At 36.9% G+C, this 24057-nt stretch carries 22 protein-coding genes; 11 read left to right on the top strand and 11 right to left on the bottom strand.

The window, feature by feature from the left end; all coding sequences use genetic code 11:
* Positions 1-191 precede the first annotated feature (191 nt).
* The 9 genes from hemB to REI64_RS08370 all read left to right on the top strand — a co-directional run bounded on the left by hemB (position 192) and on the right by REI64_RS08370 (position 8712).
* A complete protein-coding gene (gene hemB / locus REI64_RS08410) occupies positions 192-1160 on the top strand; it encodes a porphobilinogen synthase (protein WP_308849666.1) in 969 nt (322 codons plus the stop codon).
* A 95-nt stretch (positions 1161-1255) separates the two neighbouring features.
* Positions 1256-2557, top strand: coding sequence for a glutamate-1-semialdehyde 2,1-aminomutase (gene hemL, locus REI64_RS08405; RefSeq protein WP_308849665.1), 1302 nt, complete (start codon positions 1256-1258; stop codon positions 2555-2557).
* A 349-nt stretch (positions 2558-2906) separates the two neighbouring features.
* Positions 2907-3668 carry a hypothetical protein gene (locus tag REI64_RS08400; protein ID WP_308849664.1) on the top strand — a complete coding sequence of 254 codons (762 nt, stop codon included), beginning with the start codon at positions 2907-2909 and terminating at the stop codon, positions 3666-3668.
* Between the two features lie 106 nt (positions 3669-3774).
* Positions 3775-4641, top strand: a complete 867-nt coding sequence (locus tag REI64_RS08395) for a HAMP domain-containing sensor histidine kinase (RefSeq protein WP_308849663.1) — start codon at positions 3775-3777, stop codon at positions 4639-4641.
* A 1-nt stretch (position 4642) separates the two neighbouring features.
* The gene (locus REI64_RS08390) at positions 4643-5347 is read left to right on the top strand and encodes a response regulator transcription factor (RefSeq protein ID WP_308849662.1); all 705 of its coding nucleotides are present in this window, start codon (positions 4643-4645) and stop codon (positions 5345-5347) included.
* A complete protein-coding gene (locus REI64_RS08385; protein ID WP_308849661.1) occupies positions 5347-5868 on the top strand; it encodes a hypothetical protein in 522 nt (173 codons plus the stop codon). Before REI64_RS08390 ends, REI64_RS08385 begins: the two co-directional genes overlap by 1 nt.
* Before the next feature lie 4 nt (positions 5869-5872).
* Entirely contained in the window at positions 5873-6898 is a 1026-nt protein-coding gene (gene hemE, locus REI64_RS08380; RefSeq protein ID WP_308849660.1) for a uroporphyrinogen decarboxylase, read from the top strand.
* A 30-nt stretch (positions 6899-6928) separates the two neighbouring features.
* Positions 6929-7477 (top strand): protoporphyrinogen oxidase HemJ, encoded by a 549-nt coding sequence (gene hemJ / locus REI64_RS08375; protein ID WP_308849659.1) that lies wholly within the window; start codon positions 6929-6931, stop codon positions 7475-7477.
* Positions 7478-7578: 101 nt separating this feature from the next.
* Positions 7579-8712 (top strand): hypothetical protein, encoded by a 1134-nt coding sequence (locus REI64_RS08370; protein ID WP_308849658.1) that lies wholly within the window; start codon positions 7579-7581, stop codon positions 8710-8712.
* 6 nt (positions 8713-8718) lie between these two features.
* Here the strand turns inward: REI64_RS08370 and REI64_RS08365 are convergent, their stop codons facing one another.
* The 9 genes from REI64_RS08365 to rpmB all read right to left on the bottom strand — a co-directional run bounded on the left by REI64_RS08365 (position 8719) and on the right by rpmB (position 15607).
* Positions 8719-8955: a hypothetical protein gene (locus REI64_RS08365; protein WP_308849657.1), complete on the bottom strand. Its 237-nt coding sequence runs from the start codon at positions 8953-8955 to the stop codon at positions 8719-8721.
* A gap of 52 nt (positions 8956-9007) precedes the next feature.
* Positions 9008-10087: an Ldh family oxidoreductase gene (locus REI64_RS08360; RefSeq protein WP_308849656.1), complete on the bottom strand. Its 1080-nt coding sequence runs from the start codon at positions 10085-10087 to the stop codon at positions 9008-9010.
* A gap of 210 nt (positions 10088-10297) precedes the next feature.
* Entirely contained in the window at positions 10298-11884 is a 1587-nt protein-coding gene (gene bshC / locus REI64_RS08355; protein WP_308849655.1) for a bacillithiol biosynthesis cysteine-adding enzyme BshC, read from the bottom strand.
* 138 nt (positions 11885-12022) lie between these two features.
* Positions 12023-13348, bottom strand: coding sequence for a 30S ribosomal protein S12 methylthiotransferase RimO (gene rimO / locus REI64_RS08350; protein WP_308849654.1), 1326 nt, complete (start codon positions 13346-13348; stop codon positions 12023-12025).
* A gap of 55 nt (positions 13349-13403) precedes the next feature.
* Entirely contained in the window at positions 13404-13787 is a 384-nt protein-coding gene (locus REI64_RS08345; RefSeq protein WP_308849653.1) for a GxxExxY protein, read from the bottom strand.
* Positions 13788-13861: 74 nt separating this feature from the next.
* Positions 13862-14824, bottom strand: coding sequence for a signal recognition particle-docking protein FtsY (gene ftsY, locus REI64_RS08340; protein ID WP_308849652.1), 963 nt, complete (start codon positions 14822-14824; stop codon positions 13862-13864).
* A gap of 77 nt (positions 14825-14901) precedes the next feature.
* Complete coding sequence (locus tag REI64_RS08335) at positions 14902-15066, bottom strand: DUF4295 domain-containing protein (RefSeq protein ID WP_308849651.1); 165 nt, start codon at positions 15064-15066, stop codon at positions 14902-14904.
* A gap of 84 nt (positions 15067-15150) precedes the next feature.
* The gene (gene rpmG, locus REI64_RS08330; RefSeq protein ID WP_107216618.1) at positions 15151-15333 is read right to left on the bottom strand and encodes a 50S ribosomal protein L33; all 183 of its coding nucleotides are present in this window, start codon (positions 15331-15333) and stop codon (positions 15151-15153) included.
* 40 nt (positions 15334-15373) lie between these two features.
* Positions 15374-15607: a 50S ribosomal protein L28 gene (gene rpmB / locus REI64_RS08325; RefSeq protein ID WP_097132999.1), complete on the bottom strand. Its 234-nt coding sequence runs from the start codon at positions 15605-15607 to the stop codon at positions 15374-15376.
* A 750-nt stretch (positions 15608-16357) separates the two neighbouring features.
* Between rpmB and acs the strand changes: the two genes are divergently transcribed.
* Entirely contained in the window at positions 16358-18250 is a 1893-nt protein-coding gene (gene acs / locus REI64_RS08320) for an acetate--CoA ligase (RefSeq protein ID WP_308849650.1), read from the top strand.
* A gap of 117 nt (positions 18251-18367) precedes the next feature.
* On the top strand, positions 18368-18553 hold the full coding sequence (locus REI64_RS08315) for a CsbD family protein (protein WP_308849649.1): 186 nt from the start codon (positions 18368-18370) through the stop codon (positions 18551-18553).
* 37 nt (positions 18554-18590) lie between these two features.
* On the opposite strand, the gene REI64_RS08310 is transcribed toward REI64_RS08315, so the two are convergent.
* Both REI64_RS08310 and REI64_RS08305 read right to left on the bottom strand, forming a co-directional pair.
* Positions 18591-20963: a hypothetical protein gene (locus tag REI64_RS08310; RefSeq protein ID WP_308849648.1), complete on the bottom strand. Its 2373-nt coding sequence runs from the start codon at positions 20961-20963 to the stop codon at positions 18591-18593.
* Positions 20964-21070: 107 nt separating this feature from the next.
* A complete protein-coding gene (locus REI64_RS08305; RefSeq protein ID WP_308849647.1) occupies positions 21071-24007 on the bottom strand; it encodes an insulinase family protein in 2937 nt (978 codons plus the stop codon).
* Positions 24008-24057: the final 50 nt, after the last annotated feature.

Below are 24057 nucleotides of genomic sequence, written 5' to 3'. Positions count from 1 at the left end.
GAGCCTGTCGAAGGATTGGTTTTAAATTAGATGCTTCGATAAACTCAGCATGACAGAAATGGAAAGGCAGTGACAACAAAAAGATATAACGAATAGCGGGACTGAATTAATTTATTGCAGAGCAGGTGCTTTCCAAGAAAGAAGAAAATATAAATTAGCGTCTCAATACGCTATACTCATATCACAATACTATGATACATAGACCACGTAGGCTAAGAAAAAATCCCATTGTAAGAGAAATGGTTGCTGAAACGAAATTATCGAAGGATATGTTTGTTTATCCATATTTCGTGGTACCGGGAAATAATGTTGTTCATCCAATAGATGCAATGCCGGGTATCAGTCATTTTTCTACAGATACTTTGTTGAAGGATGTGGAGAAAGGATTGAGTTTAGGTGTCAATAAAATTATGCTGTTTGGTGTGGGCGATGAAAAGAGTGAAGATGCAAAATCTGCTTATGACAGCAATTCGTTAGTGCCCGTTTCGGTAAGAGAACTGAAAAAGCAATTTGGGGATGATTTGTATGTGGTTACTGATGTTTGTGTGTGTTCTTACACTAATCATGGTCACTGCGGTATTATGCACAACGACTACATTCAAAATGATCTGAGCGTAGAATTGATTGCGAAAATGGCCTTGACACATTCAGAAGCTGGTGCAGATATGTTAGCGCCTTCAGATATGATGGATGGCAGAGTGGCTGCAATCCGTGAAAAATTAGATAGTAACGGTTTTGAAAATGTAGCGGTAATGAGCCATGCCACAAAATTTGCTTCGGCTTATTATGGTCCGTTTAGAGAAGCGGCAGATTGTGCGCCAAGCAAAGGCGATAGAAAAGCTTACCAAATGGATTTTCGCAACCCAGATGAGGCTTTGAGAGAAGCTTTGTTAGACGAAGCAGAAGGTGCAGATGTGCTGATGGTAAAACCGGGCTTAGCTTATTTGGATGTAATTGCTAGGTTGAAACAAAATACCAAATTGCCAATTGCTGTTTATAACGTATCGGGAGAATACTCGATGATCAAAGCAGCCGCAGAAAAAGGCTGGATAGACGAACAAAAAGTTGTAATGGAAACAATGTATGCTTTTGCCAGAGCAGGAGCCAGCATCATTACCACTTACCACATTAGAGATATTGTAGAGAATAAATGGCTTTAGAGGTGTAAGGCAATAGGTATAAGGCGTAAGGTTTGTTTTGCGCTTAAAACCCTAAACCCTAAACCCTAAACCCTAAACCCTAAACCCTAAAATAAATGCAAGACATATCAAGAGCCAAATCGGCAGAACTATACGAGAAATCGAAAACTTATTTTCCTGGTGGCGTAAATTCGCCAGTACGTGCTTTTAAATCTGTTTACGGTACACCATTGTTTATTCAAAAAGGCGATGGGTCATACATTTGGGATGCCGATGGTAACCAATTCATTGATTTTTGTGCCAGTTGGGGACCATTGATTTTAGGGCATAACAACGCCAAAATTAGAGAGAAAGTAACCGAAGTAATGCAAAATGGGATGAGCTTCGGCGCACCGACTGCGTTGGAAAATGAGTTGGCAGAACTGATTATCAAAAACAATCGTTTTGTAGAGAAAATTCGTTTCACCAGTTCTGGAACCGAGGCGGTAATGTCGGCCATTCGTTTGGCAAGAGGTTATACTGGCAGAAATAAAATCATCAAGTTCGAAGGTTGTTACCACGGTCATAGCGATTCGCTTTTAGTTAAAGCAGGTTCTGGTTTGGTAACTTTTGGTGAAACTTCATCGGCAGGTGTGCCTAAGGCATTTGCAGATGAAACTATTGTGATTGCATTGAACGACAAGCAAGCGATTACAGAAGCATTTGCTCAATTTAAAGATGATGTTGCTGCGGTAATTATTGAAGGTATTCCAGCTAATAATGGCTTGCTAATTCAAGACAAAGACTATGTTGAGTTTTTAAGTGGAACTTGTACTGCAAATGGTGCTTTGTTGATTTTTGATGAGGTAATCACTGGCTTTAGGGTAGGTTTTGAGGGTGCGGCAGCTTATTACGGCATCAAGCCTGATATTGTTACTTACGGAAAAATTATTGGTGGTGGTTTGCCGGTGGGAATGTATGGCGCTTCTAACGAGATTATGGCGCACATTTCTCCTGATGGCGGCGTTTACCAAGCAGGTACATTGTCTGGTAATCCGGTGGCAATGGCTGCGGGAATTGCAGCTTTAACGATATTAAGTAGCGAGGGTTTTTACGAAGAATTGAATGCCAAAGCACAAGCTTTTGTGAATGATTTGAAAACTCATATTGCTGATAAAGGTTATGAGTTGAAGATATTTACTGTTGGTTCTATTTTTTGGTTTGCATTTACAACTGAAGATATTAAAACCGCTGAAGCTATTGATCCAACTAGTATGGATAAATTTAAAATCATGCACCGTGAGTTGTTGAACAGAGGTATTTACTTTGGCCCATCGGGATATGAGGTTGGTTTTGTGAGTGCAGCACATACGCAGGTAGAGTTAGATAAAGCGAAGCAAGCGATATTTGAGGCTTTGGAGGTTGTATACGCTAATTAATAATGGTCGTCATTGCGAGCTTTGCGAAGCAATCTTAAAGCTCCATTCTTTTTAGGTGTTGTAAGATTGCTTCGCAAAGCTCGCAATGACGGTAATAGGAACGGAGACCCCGAGCATTCGGGAGAGAGGGGGGTGGTCGTTAACTAAACCCGATTGAAGTGGATCCCGATTTAAGCATAGCAGTTTGTTCTTTTCAATTGCATGCTTGCTTGTTTCACAAGTTTCATCGGGAGTAACGAAAAGCGGGACTAGCCTAACCGAAGCACGGTAGAAAAATGTTTTTAAAAAGTTCAATTTTGCTTGATAAATAGATATCTTTATTAGTCTGCTTACTGATTGTTTTGTGATAATGCTTGAAAATAAAAAACTAGTTTTAATTTTCTTCTTGAGTATAATGCTATTGGCTTTGTCTTGCTCTAAAAAAGCATTCAGTCCAGAAGAAAAAACATCAATAAATTGTTTGTTGTCTGAAGTAAGTAGAAGCGGAGATTTGGAGACCTTTGTTTACAATGAAAGAGGCGAAGTCACGGTTTTCAAAAATCAACACCACATGTTTTTGTATACATATAATGTTTCTACAATAGAAGTTAGTACTAAAAACTATACCCAAATTTATCAGCTTGATGCGAATAAAAGGATAGTGAAGATGACTGATGGTAGTAATTTTATACGTAGCTTTATCTATAATATCCAAGGCAATTTAATAGAAGATCGAGATGATCGTTTTAGTAGAAATGGTGATCTCGTTGTAACTCATTCGACCAAGTATATCTGGAGTAATGAAAACATGATCAGACGTGAAACTTCAGTTACCTATCCTAATACCCCTACATACACTAGTCCGTTCGTTAGCACATTTGAATACGGATCGGATTTAAGACCTTCGAACTTTATGGATGAAGATAGCAATATAGCGATTGATAGAGCTTTGTTAAAGTTTTTTGGTAAACAATCTAAAAACCTCTTATCAAGCATGATTTATGATGCTGTAAATCCAATGTCAGGGCCTAATTTTACATATAAATATGCATACGATTTCAATGGTAATGTCGAGAAGGTTTACACAAATAACAGCGTTAATCCGGTTATATATAAATACTCTTGTAAATAGAGTTTAACTTAGCTGAATATTAAGTGTACGTGAAAAAAGTTATTGCATTCATTCAATATGTTTTAATGAACATTAAGCTATTTTTGGCATAAATAAAAGCTGTGAAATGAAGAAATCCATAATCATATTTTACGTTTTACTGTTCTACGCATTAGGTCAGCTGATTAGCTGGGGTGCTTTAGTAGTAAAAATTGATGCCAGCCGTATGCCGATGATTATGGGCGAAGGTGCAGTTTTCCTCTTTCTTTTAGGTATCGGTGCGTATTTCATTCATGCATCCATCAAAAAAGAACATCGTTTGAAAGAACAACAGCAAAACTTTTTGATGTCGATTACGCATGAGTTGAAGTCGCCTTTGGCAGCAATAAAACTCTCGCTACAAACCATTGTGCGCAGAGAGTTAGATAAAGAACAGCGCACTACGTTAATCAGAAACTCGTTGAAAGATGTGGAACGGTTAGATGATTTAGTGGAGAATATGCTATTAGCCACTAAAATTGAGAGCAGAACTTATTCTTTTCCGAAGGAGAAATTCAATTTCTCGGATTTGGTTGCTAGAATTACCGATAGGTTGCAGGTTCATTCTTGTGGTTGCGAGCAAATTATCTCTACAAAAATTGAAGATAATATTGAAATTGAAGGCGACCAGTTTGCATTGTCATCTGTGGTGACGAATTTGGTAGAAAATGCAGTGAAGTATTCTGGACCGTGTGCCGAAATTACAGTAGAGCTGTGCCAAAATGACGGTAAGCCGAAATTAGTGGTTTCAGACAAGGGTTTGGGCATTCCCGATAGCGAAAAGATGCATATTTTCGATAAATTTTACCGTGTGGGCGATGAAAATGTGCGTAAAAGTAAAGGTACTGGACTTGGCTTATTTATTGTTAAGGAAGTATTACAAAACCACGACGCCGATATTAGCGTTAAAGATAACGTACCTCACGGTGCAATTTTTGAAGTAACATTTAATTAATATGTCACAAAAATTAAGAGTATTATTGGTTGAAGACGAAGATCATTTGTTAGACGCCATCAAATTAAACCTCGAATTAGAAGGTTATAAAGTTCATGCCGTTAAAGACGGGAAAACAGCATTAAAAGTATTTAAGGAAGAGCGCTTTAACTTAGTAGTTTTAGATGTAATGTTGCCAGAAATGGATGGTTTCCAAGTTTGTGAAACTATTCGTTTAGAAAATACAGAAGTGCCTATTTTGTTCTTAACCGCTAAAAATACCAGCGAAGACAGGGTAATGGGCTTGAAGAAAGGTGCCGATGATTATTTGGTAAAGCCTTTCAATCTTGAAGAACTGATTTTACGTGTGGGTATCTTAGTGAAACGCAGCTTAAAATCAGACGATTTAAAAGAACTAAATTCTTACAAAATTGGAGATAAAACTATCTACTTCAACTCTTTTGAATTGAAACAAGATGATGGTACCGTAGTGCCTTTAACCAAAAAGGAAACCATGTTGTTGAAATTGTTGATTGAGCGTAAAAACGAGGCAGTTTCTCGTGAGCAAATCTTGGAAACAGTGTGGAACTACGACGTATATCCATCTACCAGAACTATCGATAACTTCATTTTAACGTTCCGTAAGTATTTTGAACCAGATCAAAAAAATCCAGTTTATTTCCACTCCATTAGAGGAGTAGGTTATAAATTTACCGATATTCACTAATGTACAATAAGGCAGGCAGATATATCTTAATAGCGATTTTCGCTGTTTCAGCGCTGGTAAGTTTGTATATTCAACAATACCAGCTGGCGTCAATTTCTGGGATGTTAGCTGCCTTTATTTTGTGGAGCCATTTTAAACATGGCTCGGTACTTTTAGCGTCTAAGCATTTCAAAAATTCTGATTACGAAAGAGCAGAAAAAATGCTGGACGAGGTAGAAAATCCTGATCATTTATCAAAAAGCAGACGTGGGTTTTACGAGTTTATGCGTGCCAACATCGCATTAAAACGTGAAGATTATGAAAAAGCTGAGTTTCATTTTCAGTTGGCGAGCCGCTTTCCCTTGGGCGGAAAAAACGATAAAGCTTATGTGTTGATCCATTTAGCTAACTTAGCGCTCCGAAAACGGGATGTGGAACGGGTATTGGCTTATACAGGAAAAGCTAAAGAGCTTGCAACATCATCAAGAGCAATAGAAATTATATCAAATATAGAGAAAGAGGCCAATAAACTGGCGAATTAGAAACATGGAGAACAATTTATTTTTAGACGCAGCATTTTCAAAACAAACAGAACGCCCACCGGTATGGATGATGAGACAAGCCGGTAGGTTTATGCCACAATACTGGGAAATCAAAAACAAGTACTCTTTTTTAGAGATGTGCAAAACCCCAGAAATTGCTGCCGATGTAACCATGTTACCTGTAGATTTGTTAGGTATTGATGCCGCGATTTTGTTCTCTGATATTTTGGTAACAGGCGAGGCAATGGGCGGAGATTTGAGCTTTACCCAAGGAGTTGGACCGAAGTTCGCTAATCCAGTACGTAACGAAGCTGATATTGATGCTTTGGCTACTGATTGTCTGGATAAATTACAATATGTTGCTGATGCGATTAAAGTAATTCAACAACGTTTAAATGGCAGTATCCCGTTAATTGGTTTTGCCGGTGCACCTTTTACGGTAATGAGCTACTTGGTAGAAGGTGGTTCTTCGAAAGATTTCAAGTTAACCAAGCTTTTAATTCATAATCACCCTGAGTTAGCACACAAGCTTTTGGCTAAAATTGCTAAGGTAACTACCGATTATTTGAACCTTCAAATTGAGGCTGGCGTTAATGCCTTGCAATTATTTGATAGTTGGGCTTTAGCCTTATCTTGGAACGATTATCAAGAGTTTTCGCACCAATACAACCAACAGATTATTGCTGGTTTAAATAGAACAAACATTCCGGTAATTTCTTTCTGTAAAGGAAGTTCTGTTTTTGCACCAATTATGGCAGAAGCAAAACCAGATGTAATTTCTGTAGATTGGAATGCTGATTTGTTGAATATTAAAAAAGCATTGCCTGTTGGTATCGCTGTTCAAGGTAACTTAGACCCACATATTTTGTATGCAAATCAACCTGTAATTAAAGCACAAATCCATAAATTATTTGAGCGTATGCGTGGCGAGAATGGATTTATTTTCAACTTAGGTCATGGCATTATGCCGGATATTCCTTTCGATAATGTAAAATATGCTATCGAAGTAGTGAAAGAGTTTAAGTATTAACTAATTTTAATCCCCGAATGGGGATTTTTTATGGAAGCATATTATTTTTATATTAAGGCAACACATATAGTGTTTATGGTAAGCTGGATGGCCGGTTTATTTTATGGCGTTCGCTTGTTCATTTACCACACCGAAGCTAACAATAAACCAGAGCCTGATAGATCTATCTTGACTACGGAATATGCTAAAATTACCGCCAGGCTGTGGAGCATCATTGCAACACCAGCTATGATATTAACCGTGGTAGCAGGATCTTTGATGCTGTATCTAGTTCCAACACTATTACTAACGCCTTGGATGCACGTTAAGTTGGCTTTTGTTTTGCTTTTGCTGATTTACCATTTCATTTGCCAAAATGTGATGAAAAAGCTTCGTAATGGCACTTCCAAATGGACATCTAACCAGTTGCGTTTGTGGAATGAAGTAGCGACGATTTTATTGGTGGCGATTGTATTTACCGTGATTTTAAAAAGTGCCGTGAATTGGGTGTACGGTCTAATCGGCCTAATTATTTTCTCTGCAATAATCATGATGGCGGTGAAATTGTATAAGAAGCATAGGGAGAAGAAAGGTGGATAAGATTTAAAAGATTGCCGCGTCGTTCCTCCTCGCAATGACGTTAATGGCAACGTCATTGCGAGGCACAGTTTACCCCGACTGTTTCGGGAAAGCAATCTCTAATGAAAAAATATTTACTCGCAGCTCTATTCTTCAATTTTGTTCATTTGGCTCAAGCCCAGCTAAATAATAACTATTTGTACAATCGAATTCGCCCTGCGGATAGCTTAACCCATGAGATACATCTTAATTTCTACAACTTCAACTATGTTAGAAATTATGAATATTCTAATGATTTTCATGATGGATATACGCTGTATGGCACACAAATAGAACCACAAGTTACTTACTATGCACATCCAAATTTAGCCATTACTGCGGGAGCTTATTTAAGAAAAGATTTTGGCAATGAAAGAGGTTTATATGATGCCAAACCTTTGTTCAATGTGAAGTATAGCAAGAAAGATTTGACTTTGGTTTTCGGGAGTTTAGAGGGAAATATCCAACACAATTACATTGATCCACTCTATAACTTCGAACGTAAAATAACTACGCCAGTTGAGTACGGCACACAACTATTAATAGATAAAGAGAAATTCAGTTTAGATGCTTGGATTGCTTGGGAGAAGATGATTTATCGTAGTGATGCGGCCAAAGAGAGAATTGCTGGTGGTTTCACATCAGATATCACTTTAGTTAAAAGCAACGGATGGAAGCTCAGTATTCCTGCGCAAGCTTTAATTTACCATACTGGTGGACAGATAGATGTTTTGAACGAAATTCCTTTGTCAACTTTGTTGAATGCCGCCAGTGGTTTTACATTGAGCAAAAATATTGGCTATCATATAAAGCAAGTGTATACCAATAATTATATAGCGGCTTATAAAGATAATTCTCCTACCAAAACCAGAGCTTATAGAGGAGGGTTTGGCTTGTGGCTTAACGCCGGAGCAGATACACGCTGGGGTAATTTGGCCGCTTCATATTGGCAGGGCAATCAATTCATCACTATCAAAGGAATGCCATTATATCAATCAGTCTCTGAAAACTTAAATAACTTCGGTTTCACAGCTGATAAGCGTCGAATTTTAATGCTGAGGTATCAATATCAACGGGAGTTATTGCCAAACTTGTTTTTAGATGTTCGTTTTGAACCTCATTTCGATTTGGATAACGCTGAGAAAAACTTACAATTTAATCAGTCTTTTTTTCTTACCTATAGGGAGAATTTTCGTTTATTTAAGCTGAAGAAATAACTTACGTTATCTAGTGAAAAATATTAATATTCCTAGAGATAAAGTTAGGCCTGCAATTAGTAAAATAGGAATTATCTTATTACGTTTTTTTCCATCTTTTTTGATAAAACGCCAAATGAAGAAGCTGGCAATGCCAATAGGGTAGGAGATAATCAACGCTGCCCAATAAATCCAGATATATGCTGTCGCTGCAAACCAGAGGGCAAAGACAAGGGCCACAACAAAGAGAATGTTATCTTTCATTTTACCAAAGCTATGAAAATATAACTACCATTGTCTCCGTACTTCTAGGTATTTACAAAGCTTCTACCCCAATTTTCTCAGCTAAATTATTCAGATCATTTACCACTACATCAATTAACGGAATACCCGAAATTTTACGTTCGTTTTCAAACTGATATTCTGGTTCGCCTGGAATGATTACTTTCTTGCGCTCATCAACTGTTTTTGCACTTTTAAAACGCTCAATCCAATTATCTAAATGATCTTTGAAGTCTTGTGCAGGGCGGAAGCCATCTACACGCATAGCGCCTAAAAAGTGCCCAATTCCTTCTCCTACCGGATTGGGATCTGGCTCTAAAAATGCCACAAAAGGAGGAACCCAAGGTCCGTAATTTGCGCCAGAAAGTACAGCCGATAAAATATCTACCGTTGCCCCTAAGCCATAGCCTTTGTGGCTGCCGTGGTCTTTATCGCTACCCAGCGGAAGTAATGAACCTCCAGCTTTTAGTTCGCTTGCATTAATAGAACCATTACCATCTTTATCTTGTACCCAACCATCTGGAATTTCAGCATTAGCTCTTTGAGCAATTTCTAACTTACCATTAGCTGCGGCTGCAGTGGCCATATCAACTACAACTGCGGGGTATTTGCCTGCCGGAAAAGCGTAACACATTGGGTTGGTACCCAACAAACGTTCATTTGCATAAGTAGGGGCAACCAGTGGACTAGCATTGGTCATACTGATACCAATCATGTCTTTTTCTACAGCCATTAAAGCGTGGTAGCCAGCAATGCCGAAGTGATTTGAATTTTTCACTGAAACCCAACCGCTGCCATATTTCTCCGCTTTTTCAATGGCGATTTTCATCGCGAAAGGAGCAACAACTAAACCTAAGCCCGCATCGCCGTCTACAGTTGCAGTAGTTGGCGTTTCGTGTACTATCCTAACATTTGGTGTAGCATTAATTCTATTTTTCTCCCAAAGGCGATAATAGCCGCTCAATCTGGCCACACCATGTGAATCAATTCCTCTTAAATCCGAACGAACCAAAACATCGGTTGCTAAAGTAGCATGCTCATTAGAACAGCCCATTTTCTTAAAAACGTTGAAAGTAAAGGTTCTTAATTTTTCTTCGGTAAAAGTGATGAACATGGTTGAATTGTTTTATTGTTGGAAGTGTGGTTAATCGGTTAAGTGTTTAATCGGTTAATTGAAAACTGAGTAACTTTTGGGAGGTTGAAATGTTTTAAAGTTGTAAACTGCAAGTTGCCAACTGAAAACTGCTTTGTGTTCTTCGTGTCTTTGTGGTTTATTCAATCATTTACTCATTTATTCATTCAAAATTCAGTCATTCAATCATTTTTATGCAAGTATCAAGGTGAAATCTCCGCCTAGTGGTTCAAAGTTTTCTATTAATGATGAAATAAAATCATCGCCATAATCTACATACATTGGTGCTAAATTAGCTACACGTTCTTGTAGGGTTCCCCCAGGAAACAAACGCTTTTTCAGATTTTCAATTTGTGTAATAGACACTTCGTGATTTCTTTTCTCGGCTCTAAAAAACTTCTTCTCTAGTTTATCTATCAGTTTTTCCGTTTTGGTCAATACCGCATCGGCGGATACTTCTAAAGTTTTATCAATCTTAAATGCATTTAATTTGATCTTGTCGAAAACAGCTTTGATGTTTGCTTTTTCATCATTTAGATGAAGTGTTGCATTGCTGTTGGTTTCTATCCACTTTTCCTGTAAAGCTTCGGTAGAAAGAAAAATATCTTCAAAATTAAAGCCTAGTTTATGGAGGTTGGCGAAGCTTCGCTTATCAATTACTAAAGCTGAGTTGCGTAATAAGAGTACTGGAAAGCTCACATTGTAGAAATCGAAATTGGCTTTTAATTGCATCCAGTAGGAAACTTCGGCACCACCACCAATGTAAGCTATGTTAGGTAAAATCACCTCTTGGTACAGTGGTCGCATAATTACATTTGGACTAAATCTTTCAGGGTGCTGTTCTATTTCCGTCAGTATTTCTGCTTCTGTAAATTTGATTTCTGTATGATTAACCGTATATAAACCATCTTCTTTTATGATCCGCTCACGAAGATTTTCCTTCAAGTAAAAGAAGTTAATATCTCTTCCGTTTACCTGAGATTTATAACCACTTTCTTCTAAAGTTTTGCTGGTTTCTTCCGTTAGTCGAGCACTATTTTGTTCGGTAATATCACTTTTAATAATATTTGCAAACTGTGCTTTCAATGCTGTATCATCGGCGTTGATAATGACCAAACCGTACTGCTCAAACAAACTGTTAACCAACACTCGTGTGGCATCGGCTAGGTTTTCATTTTCTAAGTAGGCTTTTTCTACAAGTCTAGCTAGTTTTTTTCCGTTTTCACTGATGCCTAAATATCCTTTATAAGCTTGCACTGCAGCAGCGACAGTTTTTGTACTTAGTCTGCCGGTAGCACCATTGGTTTGTTGTATCCAGCTGATATTCTTTTCATCTACACTCACGTGGTTGATTTCCTCAAAATCGTGATCTTCGGTAGCCATCCAATAAACAGGGACGAAGTTTTGCTCTGGATAAGCTATTTTCAGCTCCAGCGCTAAATTAATAGTAGTTACAATCTTGTAAATGAAATATAGTGGGCCGGTAAAAAGGTTCAATTGATGTCCGGTGGTAACGGTATAAGTATTGTCGGCAGCAAGTAAATCAATATTTGCACTTACTGCCTGGTTAACCTTAATATTAGAGTATTGTTTTCGTAAAGCTGCTACTAAAATCTTTCTATCGCCAGTAAATTGATGCGCATCTACAGCTTTTTTTAAACCGCCTAAATCGGGCCTGTAACTATAGAAAGATTTGAGAAAATCTACATCGTTCACGTAGTCTAAAACCAGTTTTGAGAACGAATGTGTATCCTGATAAGAAATGTATTTAGCCTTCACATTTCGAAATTAAATTAAATTTTGAAACAAGAGTAGTCATTCGGTTTATTTTACACTTTATCAATGTTTGGCTGTTGTTAAAACGAAAAAAGGTCGAATTATTTAACCCAACCTTTTTAATATACTATGCTTTGAATTCTATTTCACAATCTGTCCATACAAATCGAAATCTTCAGCTCTGTCTACTTTTACATTTACAAAGCTTCCGATAGCTGCATAACCTGAATTTGCATCAATTAACACTTCATTATCAACTTCTGGACTGTCAAATTCGGTACGTCCGATAAAGAAATCACCTTCTTTTCTATCTACCAGTACCTTGTAAGTGTTGCCCACTTTTTCTTGGTTGATTTCGTAAGAGATACCTTGTTGCAACTCCATAATGGCATCCACACGTTCTTGTTTCACTTCTTCAGGAACATCATCTACTAAATCGTAAGCGTGTGTTTTTTCTTCGTGAGAATAAGTGAAACAGCCTAAGCGGTCAAAACGAGTATCGGCAACCCATTGGTACATTTCCTCGAAATCACTTTCCGTTTCACCTGGGTAACCACAAATTAAAGTGGTACGCATAGCGATATTTGGAACCTTAGCTCTAATTTCGTTAACGATGTCAATAGTTTTTTGCTTTGTAGTACCACGGCGCATTGATTTCAGCATATTGTCTGTGATGTGCTGCAATGGCATATCTAGATACTTACAAATATTCTCACGCTCGTTCATGGCATCTAAAACCTCCATAGGGAAACCTGCAGGGTAGGCGTACTGTAACCTGATCCACTCAATGCCATTTACATCTGATAAACGGCGTAAAAGTTCATCTAAATTTCTCTTTCCATACAAATCCAACCCGTAATAGGTTAAATCTTGTGCAATTAAAATCAGTTCTTTAGTACCGTTAGCAGCTAGTATTTTAGCTTCGTTTACTAACTCGTTCATATCCCTAGAAACGTGTTTTCCACGCATTAGCGGGATAGCACAAAAAGAACATGGACGGTTACAGCCTTCAGCAATTTTGAAATAAGCAAAATGAGATGGCGTGGTTAACAAACGTTCGCCAATTAGCTCATGCTTATAGTTAGCACCTAAAGAATGTAATATATTTTGTAGATCGTTAGTTCCGAAAAAAGCATCAACATTAGTAATTTCAGCTTCTAAATCTGGTTTGTAACGCTCAGAAAGGCAGCCGGTAACGATCACTTTTCCAACTTTACCTTCTTCTTTTAACTGGCTATATTGTAAAATGGTATCGATAGATTCTTGTTTGGCATTATCAATGAAACCACAGGTATTAATTACTACAATATCATCTTTCCCTAACTTGTTCGACTCGTGTTCAACGTTAAGATTGTTGCCTTTCAATTGTCCCATTAACACCTCGCTATCGTAAGTGTTTTTAGAACAGCCTAAGGTAATTACGTTAATCTTTGGTTGATATAATGATTTTTCTTTTTTTACTTTCATTTTTTTCCTTCGGGATGATTACACAGATTTTGGGATTACACCGATTTTTACTTGATTATACTGATAGGCGCTTAATTTCACAGCTGGTGTTTCCAAAATTGATAAGAAGTCCTGTTTTTATTTTGCTTGCTCTTAAGTAGGATATAAGTTGGTTTTGAAATAATTTAGGCTGGTATCCAGTAACAGATTTCAGTTCTACAATCACTTTGTTCTCTATTAATAAATCACATCTAAATTTGCCAATAACTACATTTTCGAATTCTACAATAAATTCTTTCTCAGCTTCAAATGATAAACCTTTTTGCTGGAGTTTTATTTTTAAAGCATTTACATAAATTTTCTCAAGAAAGCCTGGACCAAGTGTATTATGAACATCAAAACAACAGCCAATTATTTTTCTGGTTAAATCATCATAATTTTCAAGGTCTTTAGCTTCCATCATTATATCTGTGTAATCCTAAAATCTGTGTAATCATCCACTTCAGTGAAACCTAAAATCTATGAAATCTCAGCCTATTTAAATAAACTATTCACAAACTCTTTCTTATCGAACAACTGCAAATCGTCCATTTTTTCTCCAACACCAATATATTTAACTGGAATTTTGAATTGATCAGAAATGCCGATTACCACACCGCCTTTAGCTGTACCGTCTAATTTTGTAATGGCCAAAGCATTTACATCTGTAGCTTCTGTAAATTGTTTGCACTGCTCAAAAGCGTTCTGACCAGTAGAACCATCCAGCACTAATAAAATCTCATGTGGCGCATTAGGTATAATCTTTTGCATTACATTTTTGATTTTACCCAATTCGTTCATCAATCCAACTTTGTTGTGTAAACGACCAGCGGTATCAATAATTACCACATCCTCTTTATTGGCAACTGCAGACTGTAAAGTGTCGAAAGCTACCGAAGCAGGGTCTGATCCCATAGCCTGTGCAACCACACGTACACCAACACGTTCTCCCCAAAGTTTGATCTGGTCAACAGCGGCAGCACGGAAAGTATCAGCAGCGCCAAGTACAACATTTAAGCCTTCTTTTTTCAGTTTATGCGCAAGTTTGCCGATGGTAGTAGTTTTGCCAACACCATTTACGCCCACTACCATAATTACATAAGGTTTATGGTCGCCATATTCGAAATTTCTGAAATCATTGCTGTTGTTTTCTGCCAACAGCAACTGAATTTCATCTCTTAATAATCCATTAAGTTCAGAAGTAGAAAGGTATTTATCTCTTGCTACACGCTCCTGAATTCTTTCGATGATTTTTAAGGTGGTAGTTACACCTACGTCAGAAGTTACCAGCACTTCCTCCAGATTATCCAATACGTCATCATCTACGGTAGATTTTCCGGCAACGGCTTTAGTTAGCTTACTGAAAAAACCTTCCTTGGTTTTTTCTAGACCTTTGTCTAGTGCTTCCTGAGCTTCAGGGGCGGTTTCTTTCTTTTTGAAAAAATCGAATAAACCCATAATTTTATCTCGGTTTTATAAAATAAAAAAGCCATTCCGTTAGTACGGAACGGCTCTTAAGCTATTCTAAAATATTGTTATTTGCTGTTTGCAGCAGCAATAGCATCTTTAACGTGATCGTTGTGAACGATTGATTCTTTGAATGAATAAGCGCCAGTTTTAGGCGACTTAATCATTGTGATCACTTTTGAATATTCTTTACCTGTACCTGTTTTAAGGGTTGCAACTACTTTCTTTGCCATGTTTTTTTAAATTTAATGATTGAGTGAGTGAATTAAGAATGACTGAATTTCGATTCTATAATTCAATCATTTACCCCTTCAAAATTATTTAATCTCCTTGTGTACGGTTACTTTCTTTAAAACCGGGTTGTATTTTTTCAACTCTAAACGCTCTGTAGTGTTCTTACGGTTTTTAGTAGAAATATATCTAGACATACCAGGCATACCACTTGTTTTATGCTCTGTGCATTCTAAAATAACTTGAACTCTGTTACCTTTTTTTGCCATTTCTTTATTTATTTATGCCGTAGGTACGGCAAATGTTTTTTTACAAATATCCTTTTTTCATGAAACGATTAATCGCCTCAGAAACACCAATTTTATTGATGGTTTTAATAGCCGAAGTAGATACTTTTAGTGTTATCCAACGATCTTCTTCAGGGATATAAAATTTCTGAAGTTGTAGGTTAGGATAAAACTTGCGCTTGGTTTTAACGTTTGAGTGAGAAACGTTATGTCCTTTCATCGCGGTTTTTCCTGTTAAATCACAAACTCTTGACATGACTTTATTTTGTTATTTGTTATTCGTCGCTTAATTCTTTTTAAGAGCCTGCAAATATCAGAATAATTTTTCTAATCATCAAGTGCGTTGCGAAAATATTTTGAGATATTTTGTTTGTCCTTTTTTAATGTGCTAGTTTTTGCCAAAATACTAACTTCTAGGTATTTCAGTTAATTGCAAAGTCAATTATTTTTGTGTGATTATAAAACTTTTACTAAAGCGTAAATTATAAGAAGCTGTTTAAATTTCCTTTGCAAAAAATATAGGTGTCATGTTGAGCTCGTCGAAACATTCTTCATCAAGTAGTCTTCGACAAGCTCAGACCAACAAGTAAAAAGTTTTACTGAAATTTAACAGCTTCTAAGATATATAACTAAGTTATAAGCTCCATGTTAGCCCCAAATTTTTGGGGCTTTTTCATTACCAACCTGTTGTGCATTTGGAATAATTTAGTAGCAGATACACAGATAAACTACGGATAGAAGTTTGGGGAATTGAAGTTTTTGGAACCAAAATCCGTAATCTAGTGATAGTGTTTTGATTCAATTTTGTTTAAAAGCAATAAAAATCTTTACATCTGTGGCTAAATGGACAACAGTTTAATCAGTATTTTACAATTGATAAAAATGAAATTTGAAAGGGTGTTTATTGATAGGCTGTTTATAAAATTGAGACGATTTTGATGTTTTTATAGTATTTAATTACTTAATTTAGCAATCGAACAAATCCAAAACCTATTATAAATATACTATGCAGATCAAATCTTTTGAGCAGTATGAAGAAAGCTACAAAAAAAGTATTGAAAACCCAGAGCAGTTTTGGGGCGAAGTAGCCCAGAATTTTCAATGGAAAAAACCTTGGTACAAAGTTCTTTCATGGAATTTTGAAGAGCCTGAAATTAAATGGTTTGAAGGCGCTAAGCTTAACATTACAGAAAACTGTTTAGACAGACACTTAGAACATAATGCAGATAAACCTGCAATTGTGTGGGAACCAAATAATCCAGATCAAGACAGTGTAACCTTAACTTATAAGATGTTGCACGAAGCCGTTTGTCGTTTTGCTAACGTTTTAAAAAGAAACGGTGCGCAAAAAGGCGATCGTATTTGTATATATATGCCAATGGTACCAGAATTGGCCATTGCTGTTTTAGCTTGTGCTCGTATCGGGGCGGTGCATTCAGTGATTTTCGGTGGTTTTTCTGCCAAATCTATTGCTGATAGAATTAACGATTCGAAATGTAAGTTGGTCGTTACTGCAGACGGCGTTTATCGTGGTGCAAAACCTATTCCTTTGAAAGACGTAATTGACGATGCACTTATTGGCTGCCCAACGGTAGAGAAAGTAATTGTACTTACACATGTACGAACTCCAGTAAGTATGCTAAAAGGTAGAGATGTATGGTGGGAAGATGAAGTGAAGCACGTTAATGCAGTTTGCGAAGCAGAAGAAATGGATGCAGAAGATTTGTTGTTCATCCTTTACACTTCTGGCTCTACCGGAAAACCAAAAGGCGTAGTACACACTTGCGGTGGATATATGGTCTACGCAGGCTATACCTTTAGTAATGTATTCAATTACCAACCGGATGAAGTTTATTTCTGTACCGCAGATATTGGTTGGATTACCGGTCACTCTTACATTGTTTACGGCCCGCTTTCACAAGGTGCTACCTCGTTAATTTTCGAAGGAGTTCCAACTTATCCAACTCCATCTCGTTTTTGGGATATCGTAGAAAAGCATAAAGTAAACACACTTTATACAGCACCAACGGCTATTAGATCTTTAATGGGCTTCGGCGACGAACCTTTGGAGGGAAAAGATTTAAGTTCGTTGAGAGTATTAGGTTCGGTAGGAGAGCCTATTAACGAAGAAGCTTGGCATTGGTTTGATGAGAAGATTGGTCATGGTAACGCACCAATTGTAGATACTTGGTGGCAAACAGAAACCGGCGGTATCATGATTTCGCCAATTGCTACGGTAACCAAAACTAAACCTAGCTACGCTACTTTACCATTGCCGGGCATACAGCCTGTTTTGGTAGATGAAAACGGTGTGGAAATTGAAGGCAATGATGTGAGTGGAAACCTTTGTATCAAATTCCCTTGGCCGGGTATGTTGCGTACCACTTATGGTGATCATGAACGTTGCAAGCAAACTTATTTCTCTACCTATCCGGGAATGTATTTTACTGGCGATGGATGTTTAAGAGATGAAGATGGCTACTATAGAATTACAGGTAGGGTAGATGATGTATTGAATGTTTCTGGACATAGAATTGGTACTGCCGAGGTAGAAAATGCGATCAATATGCACGCTGGTGTGGTAGAAAGTGCGGTAGTGGGTTACCCTCATGATGTGAAAGGACAAGGTATTTATGCGTTTATTATTTATCCTAACCATCATCAAGATGCAGAATTAACCAAAAAGGATATTCTACAAACAGTTACTAGAGTTATTGGTGCTATTGCAAAACCAGATAAGATCTTGTTTGTAACTGGTTTGCCAAAAACAAGATCTGGTAAAATTATGCGTAGAATTTTGAGGAAAATTGCCGAAGGTGAAACCTCAAACTTAGGTGATATTTCAACTTTGTTAGATCCAGCAGTAGTAGAGGAAATTATTGAAGCAGCTAAGGCATAAGTATTTATTCAATTAGTTTCAAAGCCGGCGTTTGCTGGCTTTTTTTATTTCAAACCATATGAAGTCTTTATTGTTAACTCTATAATTAAATCAATTAAATATTTAAAACATTTAATCATGGATAAGTTAGAATTAAAAGGAATGTGGAACGAAGTTAAGGGGAAAGTTAAGCAGGCTTACGCCGATTTAACAGATGACGATTTGAAGTATGAGGAGGGAAAAGATGATGAGCTTTTAGGTAGACTTCAGCAAAAAACTGGAAAAGGTAGGGACGAATTAGTGAAATGGATTAAATCATTATAAAAAAAGGGCTTCAATTTTGAGGCCCTTTTCATTTACGCTATTTTTTATCGTCTGTTACATTAAAGCTATGCTCTTGATAAATCAGATCTTTTTTGCTCATTCCTTGCACAATAATTTTAAATCTACTAGTAATATCTCCTGTATAAAATTCGATTGTGGAGGTCTGTCCTTTGCTAATTCCTATTGCATAATTCCAGTAAAGGGTAGAAAAATAGGCAGGTTCCTCTGGTTGTTGGTAGCTATCTACATAAAATTCTTTATGCATAGATAGACCATTGATCATCGTGTAGCCGATTTTTTCATCTTCTGTTGAACATTTCTGATAAGTTATTTTTACACCGTCTAACATATATTGTCGCCCTGGAATTGGCTGCGTGTTGTTCGAATCTCCTGGGTGGTTTCGGCAATTTAAGATATTATAAAGGCAAACGTAATCTCCACAGGCGTTAGCACCATACTTTCCTGAAAACAAGGCGTCCTTCCCTTTGGTGATAACCACCTCCCTAAGTTGCAACACTTTTTCTTTTGAAGTTAATTTTAGCTCTTCTGAATTTACAAGTGTAGAAGGTAGTTGAAAAACAGAAGAAAATGATGACTTTGCTAATCGCTTGTTTAGGTTTGAGTATCCGTCATTAAGGTTTATTTGGTAATTTAATCTATTGTTTTCTGTGATAAATAAGTATAGTTTCTTATCAAAAGGAGTTAATGTTGCTGGAAGCGATACGTCGAAATTTCCTGTCACATCAGTGTTTATGAAAGCAATGTTGTTATTTCCTAAACTTGTAATTGATACACTTTTGTTAATTGGTTTGTTGTTGCTTTTCACAATCGTGCCACTAAGAACTAGGCTATCAATCTTTAATTTCGTAGGAGCTTTCATATTCGACAATTCTGCCCACGAATACTTTCGCCAACCTTTCACTAAAAGTATATCTTTCACGTATGCGCTATTTAACAAAGCGTTTCCAGAAATACTTGCGGGTAGCTGTTCAAGCTGGTTGTGCAGGTAGTAATAACTTTGGATATCATTCATTTTTCCCTGCTCTATTCTGTTTTCTTGTACGCAGGCAATAGAAACAATTGCTTCCTGTTCGATATCTTCTAGGTTGATTTTTAGCTCAACTTTTTTTCTCTTTTGGTAATTTTCTTGATCAGTTGCAACAATTAATGCCTTCGTATCATCATAATTGCAAAATATCATTCTTTCTGCCAACGGGCGATTTAAACTATCTGTGACCGTTAAAGTGGCAAGCCCTTTAAAATTTATAGGCATTTTGATATTTTGTTGATGATTAGTTAACTCTACTGGTGCATAAACAAAGCTTTCTCTAAAATTATGAAGTCTAACAAATACGTTTTGCGGTTTAGTTGTCCTCAAAACAAAATTTAGCGTGTCTGAAGATAAGGCATTGCGCACCTCTAAAGCAATACCGTCTTGTAGTGTTTTAGGCAGAAAATAGTTGCTGTCTATTAACTCGGAGTGAACCAATCTTAAATGATATTCTTTTTGGCTAGCTGGTAAAAACCTAAATTTACCAATTCCGTAACTGTTTGTTTCTAGGGTATCTATGCCAAAACCATTTTCGTAAAGAATGGCTTTCAAAGGCATCGGTGCATTTCGCTCATCCTTAACTTCCCAAGCAATGTTGTTAACTAAACCATCAATTATATTTCCCCCTTCTGGATAAAACTTTACCGAAGCCTTGTATTTAGACTTTGGTAGCACAATGTTCATAAAGCTGCTATCTTTTTCGTACTTAAGCTTAATTTTCAGGTTTTGATCTCCGTTTTTTAAAATAGGAAGTTGCAAGGCTACTTGTCCAAAGCCATCGGTTTTAGTTTGATGAGTTTTTCCGTTATAACTATAAGTTACACTGGTTGGCTTGGGTAGAAATCTATTGTCGTTAGAAGTTACCGACAGGAGTACGCTATTGTTGCTTTGTATTGCTGTTGCAGGTTTTACTATCTTCAAAGAAGCTTTGTAATTTGGTTCTAAGCCACTTTTTATGGTGATGGGCTGTTTAAATATCGCCATTGGGTTACCATTTAAAAGTAAATTGGTATAGGCCAGTAAATGATAATTGCCAACTAACACACTGTCGGGAATTATTAAACTGCCAAATGAAATCCCGCTCTCCATTAAAAACTTACGCTCTTGTATTACCAAACTGTCGGCATCTCTAATTAAAGCTACCGATAAAACTTTATGGTCTGCAATATTTGGCGAAATCAGATATCCTGTAAAATAAATCATCTCATTATTTGCGTATACGTTTTTGTCATAGTGTATAAACAAAAAGTCGTCTGCTTTTCCCTGTCCGTAAGTAGCTATTTTGCTTGCCATAGGATCTTGAGCTATCAATTTTCCACCGAAAAAGAGTAAGATGGCAACGAGAAGGAATATGCGCATACGGTTAATTTGGAGAGATTTTACTGATATAGCTAAGATAGTAAAAAATAAAACAAGCGGCATCCTACCGAAAGAATGCCGCTTGTTTCATTGCCTTGAAGATTTAGCTAGTAGCCAAAAATCTCTTCTAAGTTTAAAGTTTTAACAGTGCCAAACTTAGCCATATCTTCTTGTTTTACTCTTTTATCAGAAGCAACAATTAAATAAGTGTAAGGTTGGTTAGCTATTTTTTGCTGATGAAAAGCATTGATGTTATCGAAAGTAATAGGTTTAATTTCTTTGTATCTATCTGTTCTCGAATCGTAAGTGTAACCTAATTTTTTATCAGCAAAGTAATAAGAAAAGATAGCGTCTTTTAACACTCTGTCTGATTCGTAATTGCTCAATAAATTTGTTTTAGCACCTTCGAAAGTTTTTTCGCTCTTAGGTAATACGTTTAATAACTCATTCATACCAGCAACGGCATCGTTCATCTTATCTGCCTGGCTACCTACATAAGCCACCATACTGTATTGCTTGTCGGCTCTATCTGGCGATGCATAAGTAGCAAATGTAGAATAAGCTAACGCTTTAGACTCTCTAATAGTTTGGAAAACTACAGAACCCATACCGCCACCAAAGTAATTGTTGAACACCTCGATAGTTGCGGCATCTGCCTTATTGTACAAGCCTGTGTTTCTTAGCCAGCGAATTTCCGACTGTACCATGTCGTAATTTGCAAAGTAAACTCTGTTCGAATCTTGAACAGCATAAGTGTAAACTTTAGCCGGTGCAGCAGGTGTGAACTCCTTTGGTAAAGCATGTGCCTTTTGAATATTTGCTGTAAATGCAGCTAAATCTTTTGGTCCGTAGTAAGTAATTACATGCTCGTAGTTGTTTAAGTTTTTAAGCGTATAAATCAAATCTTCGGCTTTAATGTTTTTCACTTCGTCATTAGTTAAAACATTATTAAACGGATTTAACTTTCCATATTGCGCATAAGAGGTTAAACCGTTCATGATAGCACCTTTATTCAATTTAGCATTTTCTCTTGATTTAAGAATACTGCTTTTTAACTCTGCCAATGCTTTATCGTTAGCTTTTACATTAGCGAAAATGTGCTCTACTAAAGTAACAGCTTTATCAAAGTTTTCTTGTAAACCGCTAATGTTAATGGTAGTAGTTTCCGGGCCCACGTTTAAACTGTATGTACAAGCAATGTTATAAAACTGCTTGCTTAACTCTTCGGCTGTATATTTATCAGTACCTAAAAACGGAAGGTAAGACGCTGCGTACTGCAATAACTTATAGTTGTTTGAACCCAAATTAAAACGATAGCTCATTCTAAAAATTGAGTTTTCAGTATTTTTGATCGTTAAAACTTCGGCTATGCCAGATTTACCAAAGGTGATATCTTTTTGATAATCTAAGAACTTCGGCGCAAGAGGCTTAACTGGTGCTTCCAAGATATTTTTAACAAATGGAGAAGTTAAACCTGCATTAGCATTGATAGGCGTAATTGTAGGTTTTTCCACTTTGATGGTGTTTTTGTCTTCACCTTTGTGCTTATACCCAATTACGTAATTATCTTTAAAAAAGGTGTTGGCAAAAGCAATTACCTGTGCTTTAGTGATTTTAGCGGTTTCATCTATGTCACTCAAGCTCATGTTCCATTTGGTGCCACGATGTGCCACAAACTGATTTGAGAGAATGTCAGCTCTGTTGCTGCTTCTATCGAAAGCTTGTAAATAGCTTAATTTTTGGTTAGCTACAATTGCTTTCAATAATTCATCATCAAATTTTCCATCTTTTAACACTTGTATTTGCTCTAACAAAAGTTTGGTCACCTCATCTAAGCTCTGTCCTTGTTTTGGTTGTGCAGATAAGTTAAAAACGCCATAATCTTTCATTTGCTGATAGGTGGCATTGGCTCTCAATACTTTTTGCGCTTTATTTAGGTTGATATCGAACAAACCAGCTTTACCATTGGTTAAAATGCTTTTGATTAAAGCAAGCATTAAACTTTCTTTGGTATTATTGGCAAAACCACGGTAGTAGATTTCTACAATTTCTGCACTAGGCCCATAAACATCAACCTTTTGGATTTGAGTTAACGGTTTTTCTGGTGCAGGGTTATAAAGTGCCAAGGGCTTTGATACCATATAGCCAAAAGCTTTGTCAACTTTCTTAATCATTTCATCCGGATTTAAATCTCCAGCTAAAATCAAAGCCATGTTATTTGGTACATAGTACTTGTTGTAGTAGTTTCTAATTTCTACCAACGAAGGATTTTTCAAGTGCTCAATAGTACCAATGGTCGTTTGTTGTCCGTAGTTGTGCGTTGGAAACAATTTCGCCATCATTTCCTCGTCCAATTTCCAACTGTCGTTATCTAAACCTCTGTTTTTCTCTTCGTAAACAGCTTCTAACTCTGTATGGAAAATACGGAAAATCGGATTGCGGAAACGCTCTGCTTGAATGGTTAAGAATTTATCGGTCACGTTAGACGGAAAATCTTCTTTGTAAACCGTTTCTTCGTACCAGGTATGGGCGTTGGTAGAATTACCACCAAGTCCTTGCATCATTTTATCGTATTCGTTTGCAATAGAGAAATTAGATGCTTCGCCAGAAACCTTATCGATTTCTTTATAGATTTCTTTACGCTGTGCAGGATCTGTAGTTTTGTTGTACTTTTCGTAAAGGGCATCTATTTTAGCCAGCAAAGGTTTCTCTTTTGCCCAATCTGCAGTACCAAATTTATCGGTTCCTTTAAATAAAAGGTGCTCAAGGTAGTGCGCCAAGCCAGTAGCATTTTTAGGGTCGGTATTGCTACCAGCTCTAATGGTCATGCGGTACTCAATTTTCGGTTCTTTGTAGTTTGGCGACAAAATTACCGTCAATCCATTTTTTAAAGTATAAAAACGCGTTTTAGAAGGGTCGTTGGTTACATACTTGTAGGTATAACCTCCGGCAGTTGCTGTTTTCCACTGGTACGTGGCATTTTGAGCAACCAAGTTTGATCCTGCAAAGAGCAGACAAACAAATAGTATAAGTTTAAATTTCATGTTAAATAAGTTATGACTCAAATATACAAAGACAATTGTATTATAAAGAT

It is taken from the genome of Pedobacter sp. (assembly GCF_031119335.1).
In the GTDB taxonomy this organism is placed as follows: Bacteria; Bacteroidota; Bacteroidia; order Sphingobacteriales; family Sphingobacteriaceae; genus Pedobacter.
Note: the sequence above shows the minus strand (reverse complement) of the source record. Positions and strands in the feature narration are given on the sequence as shown.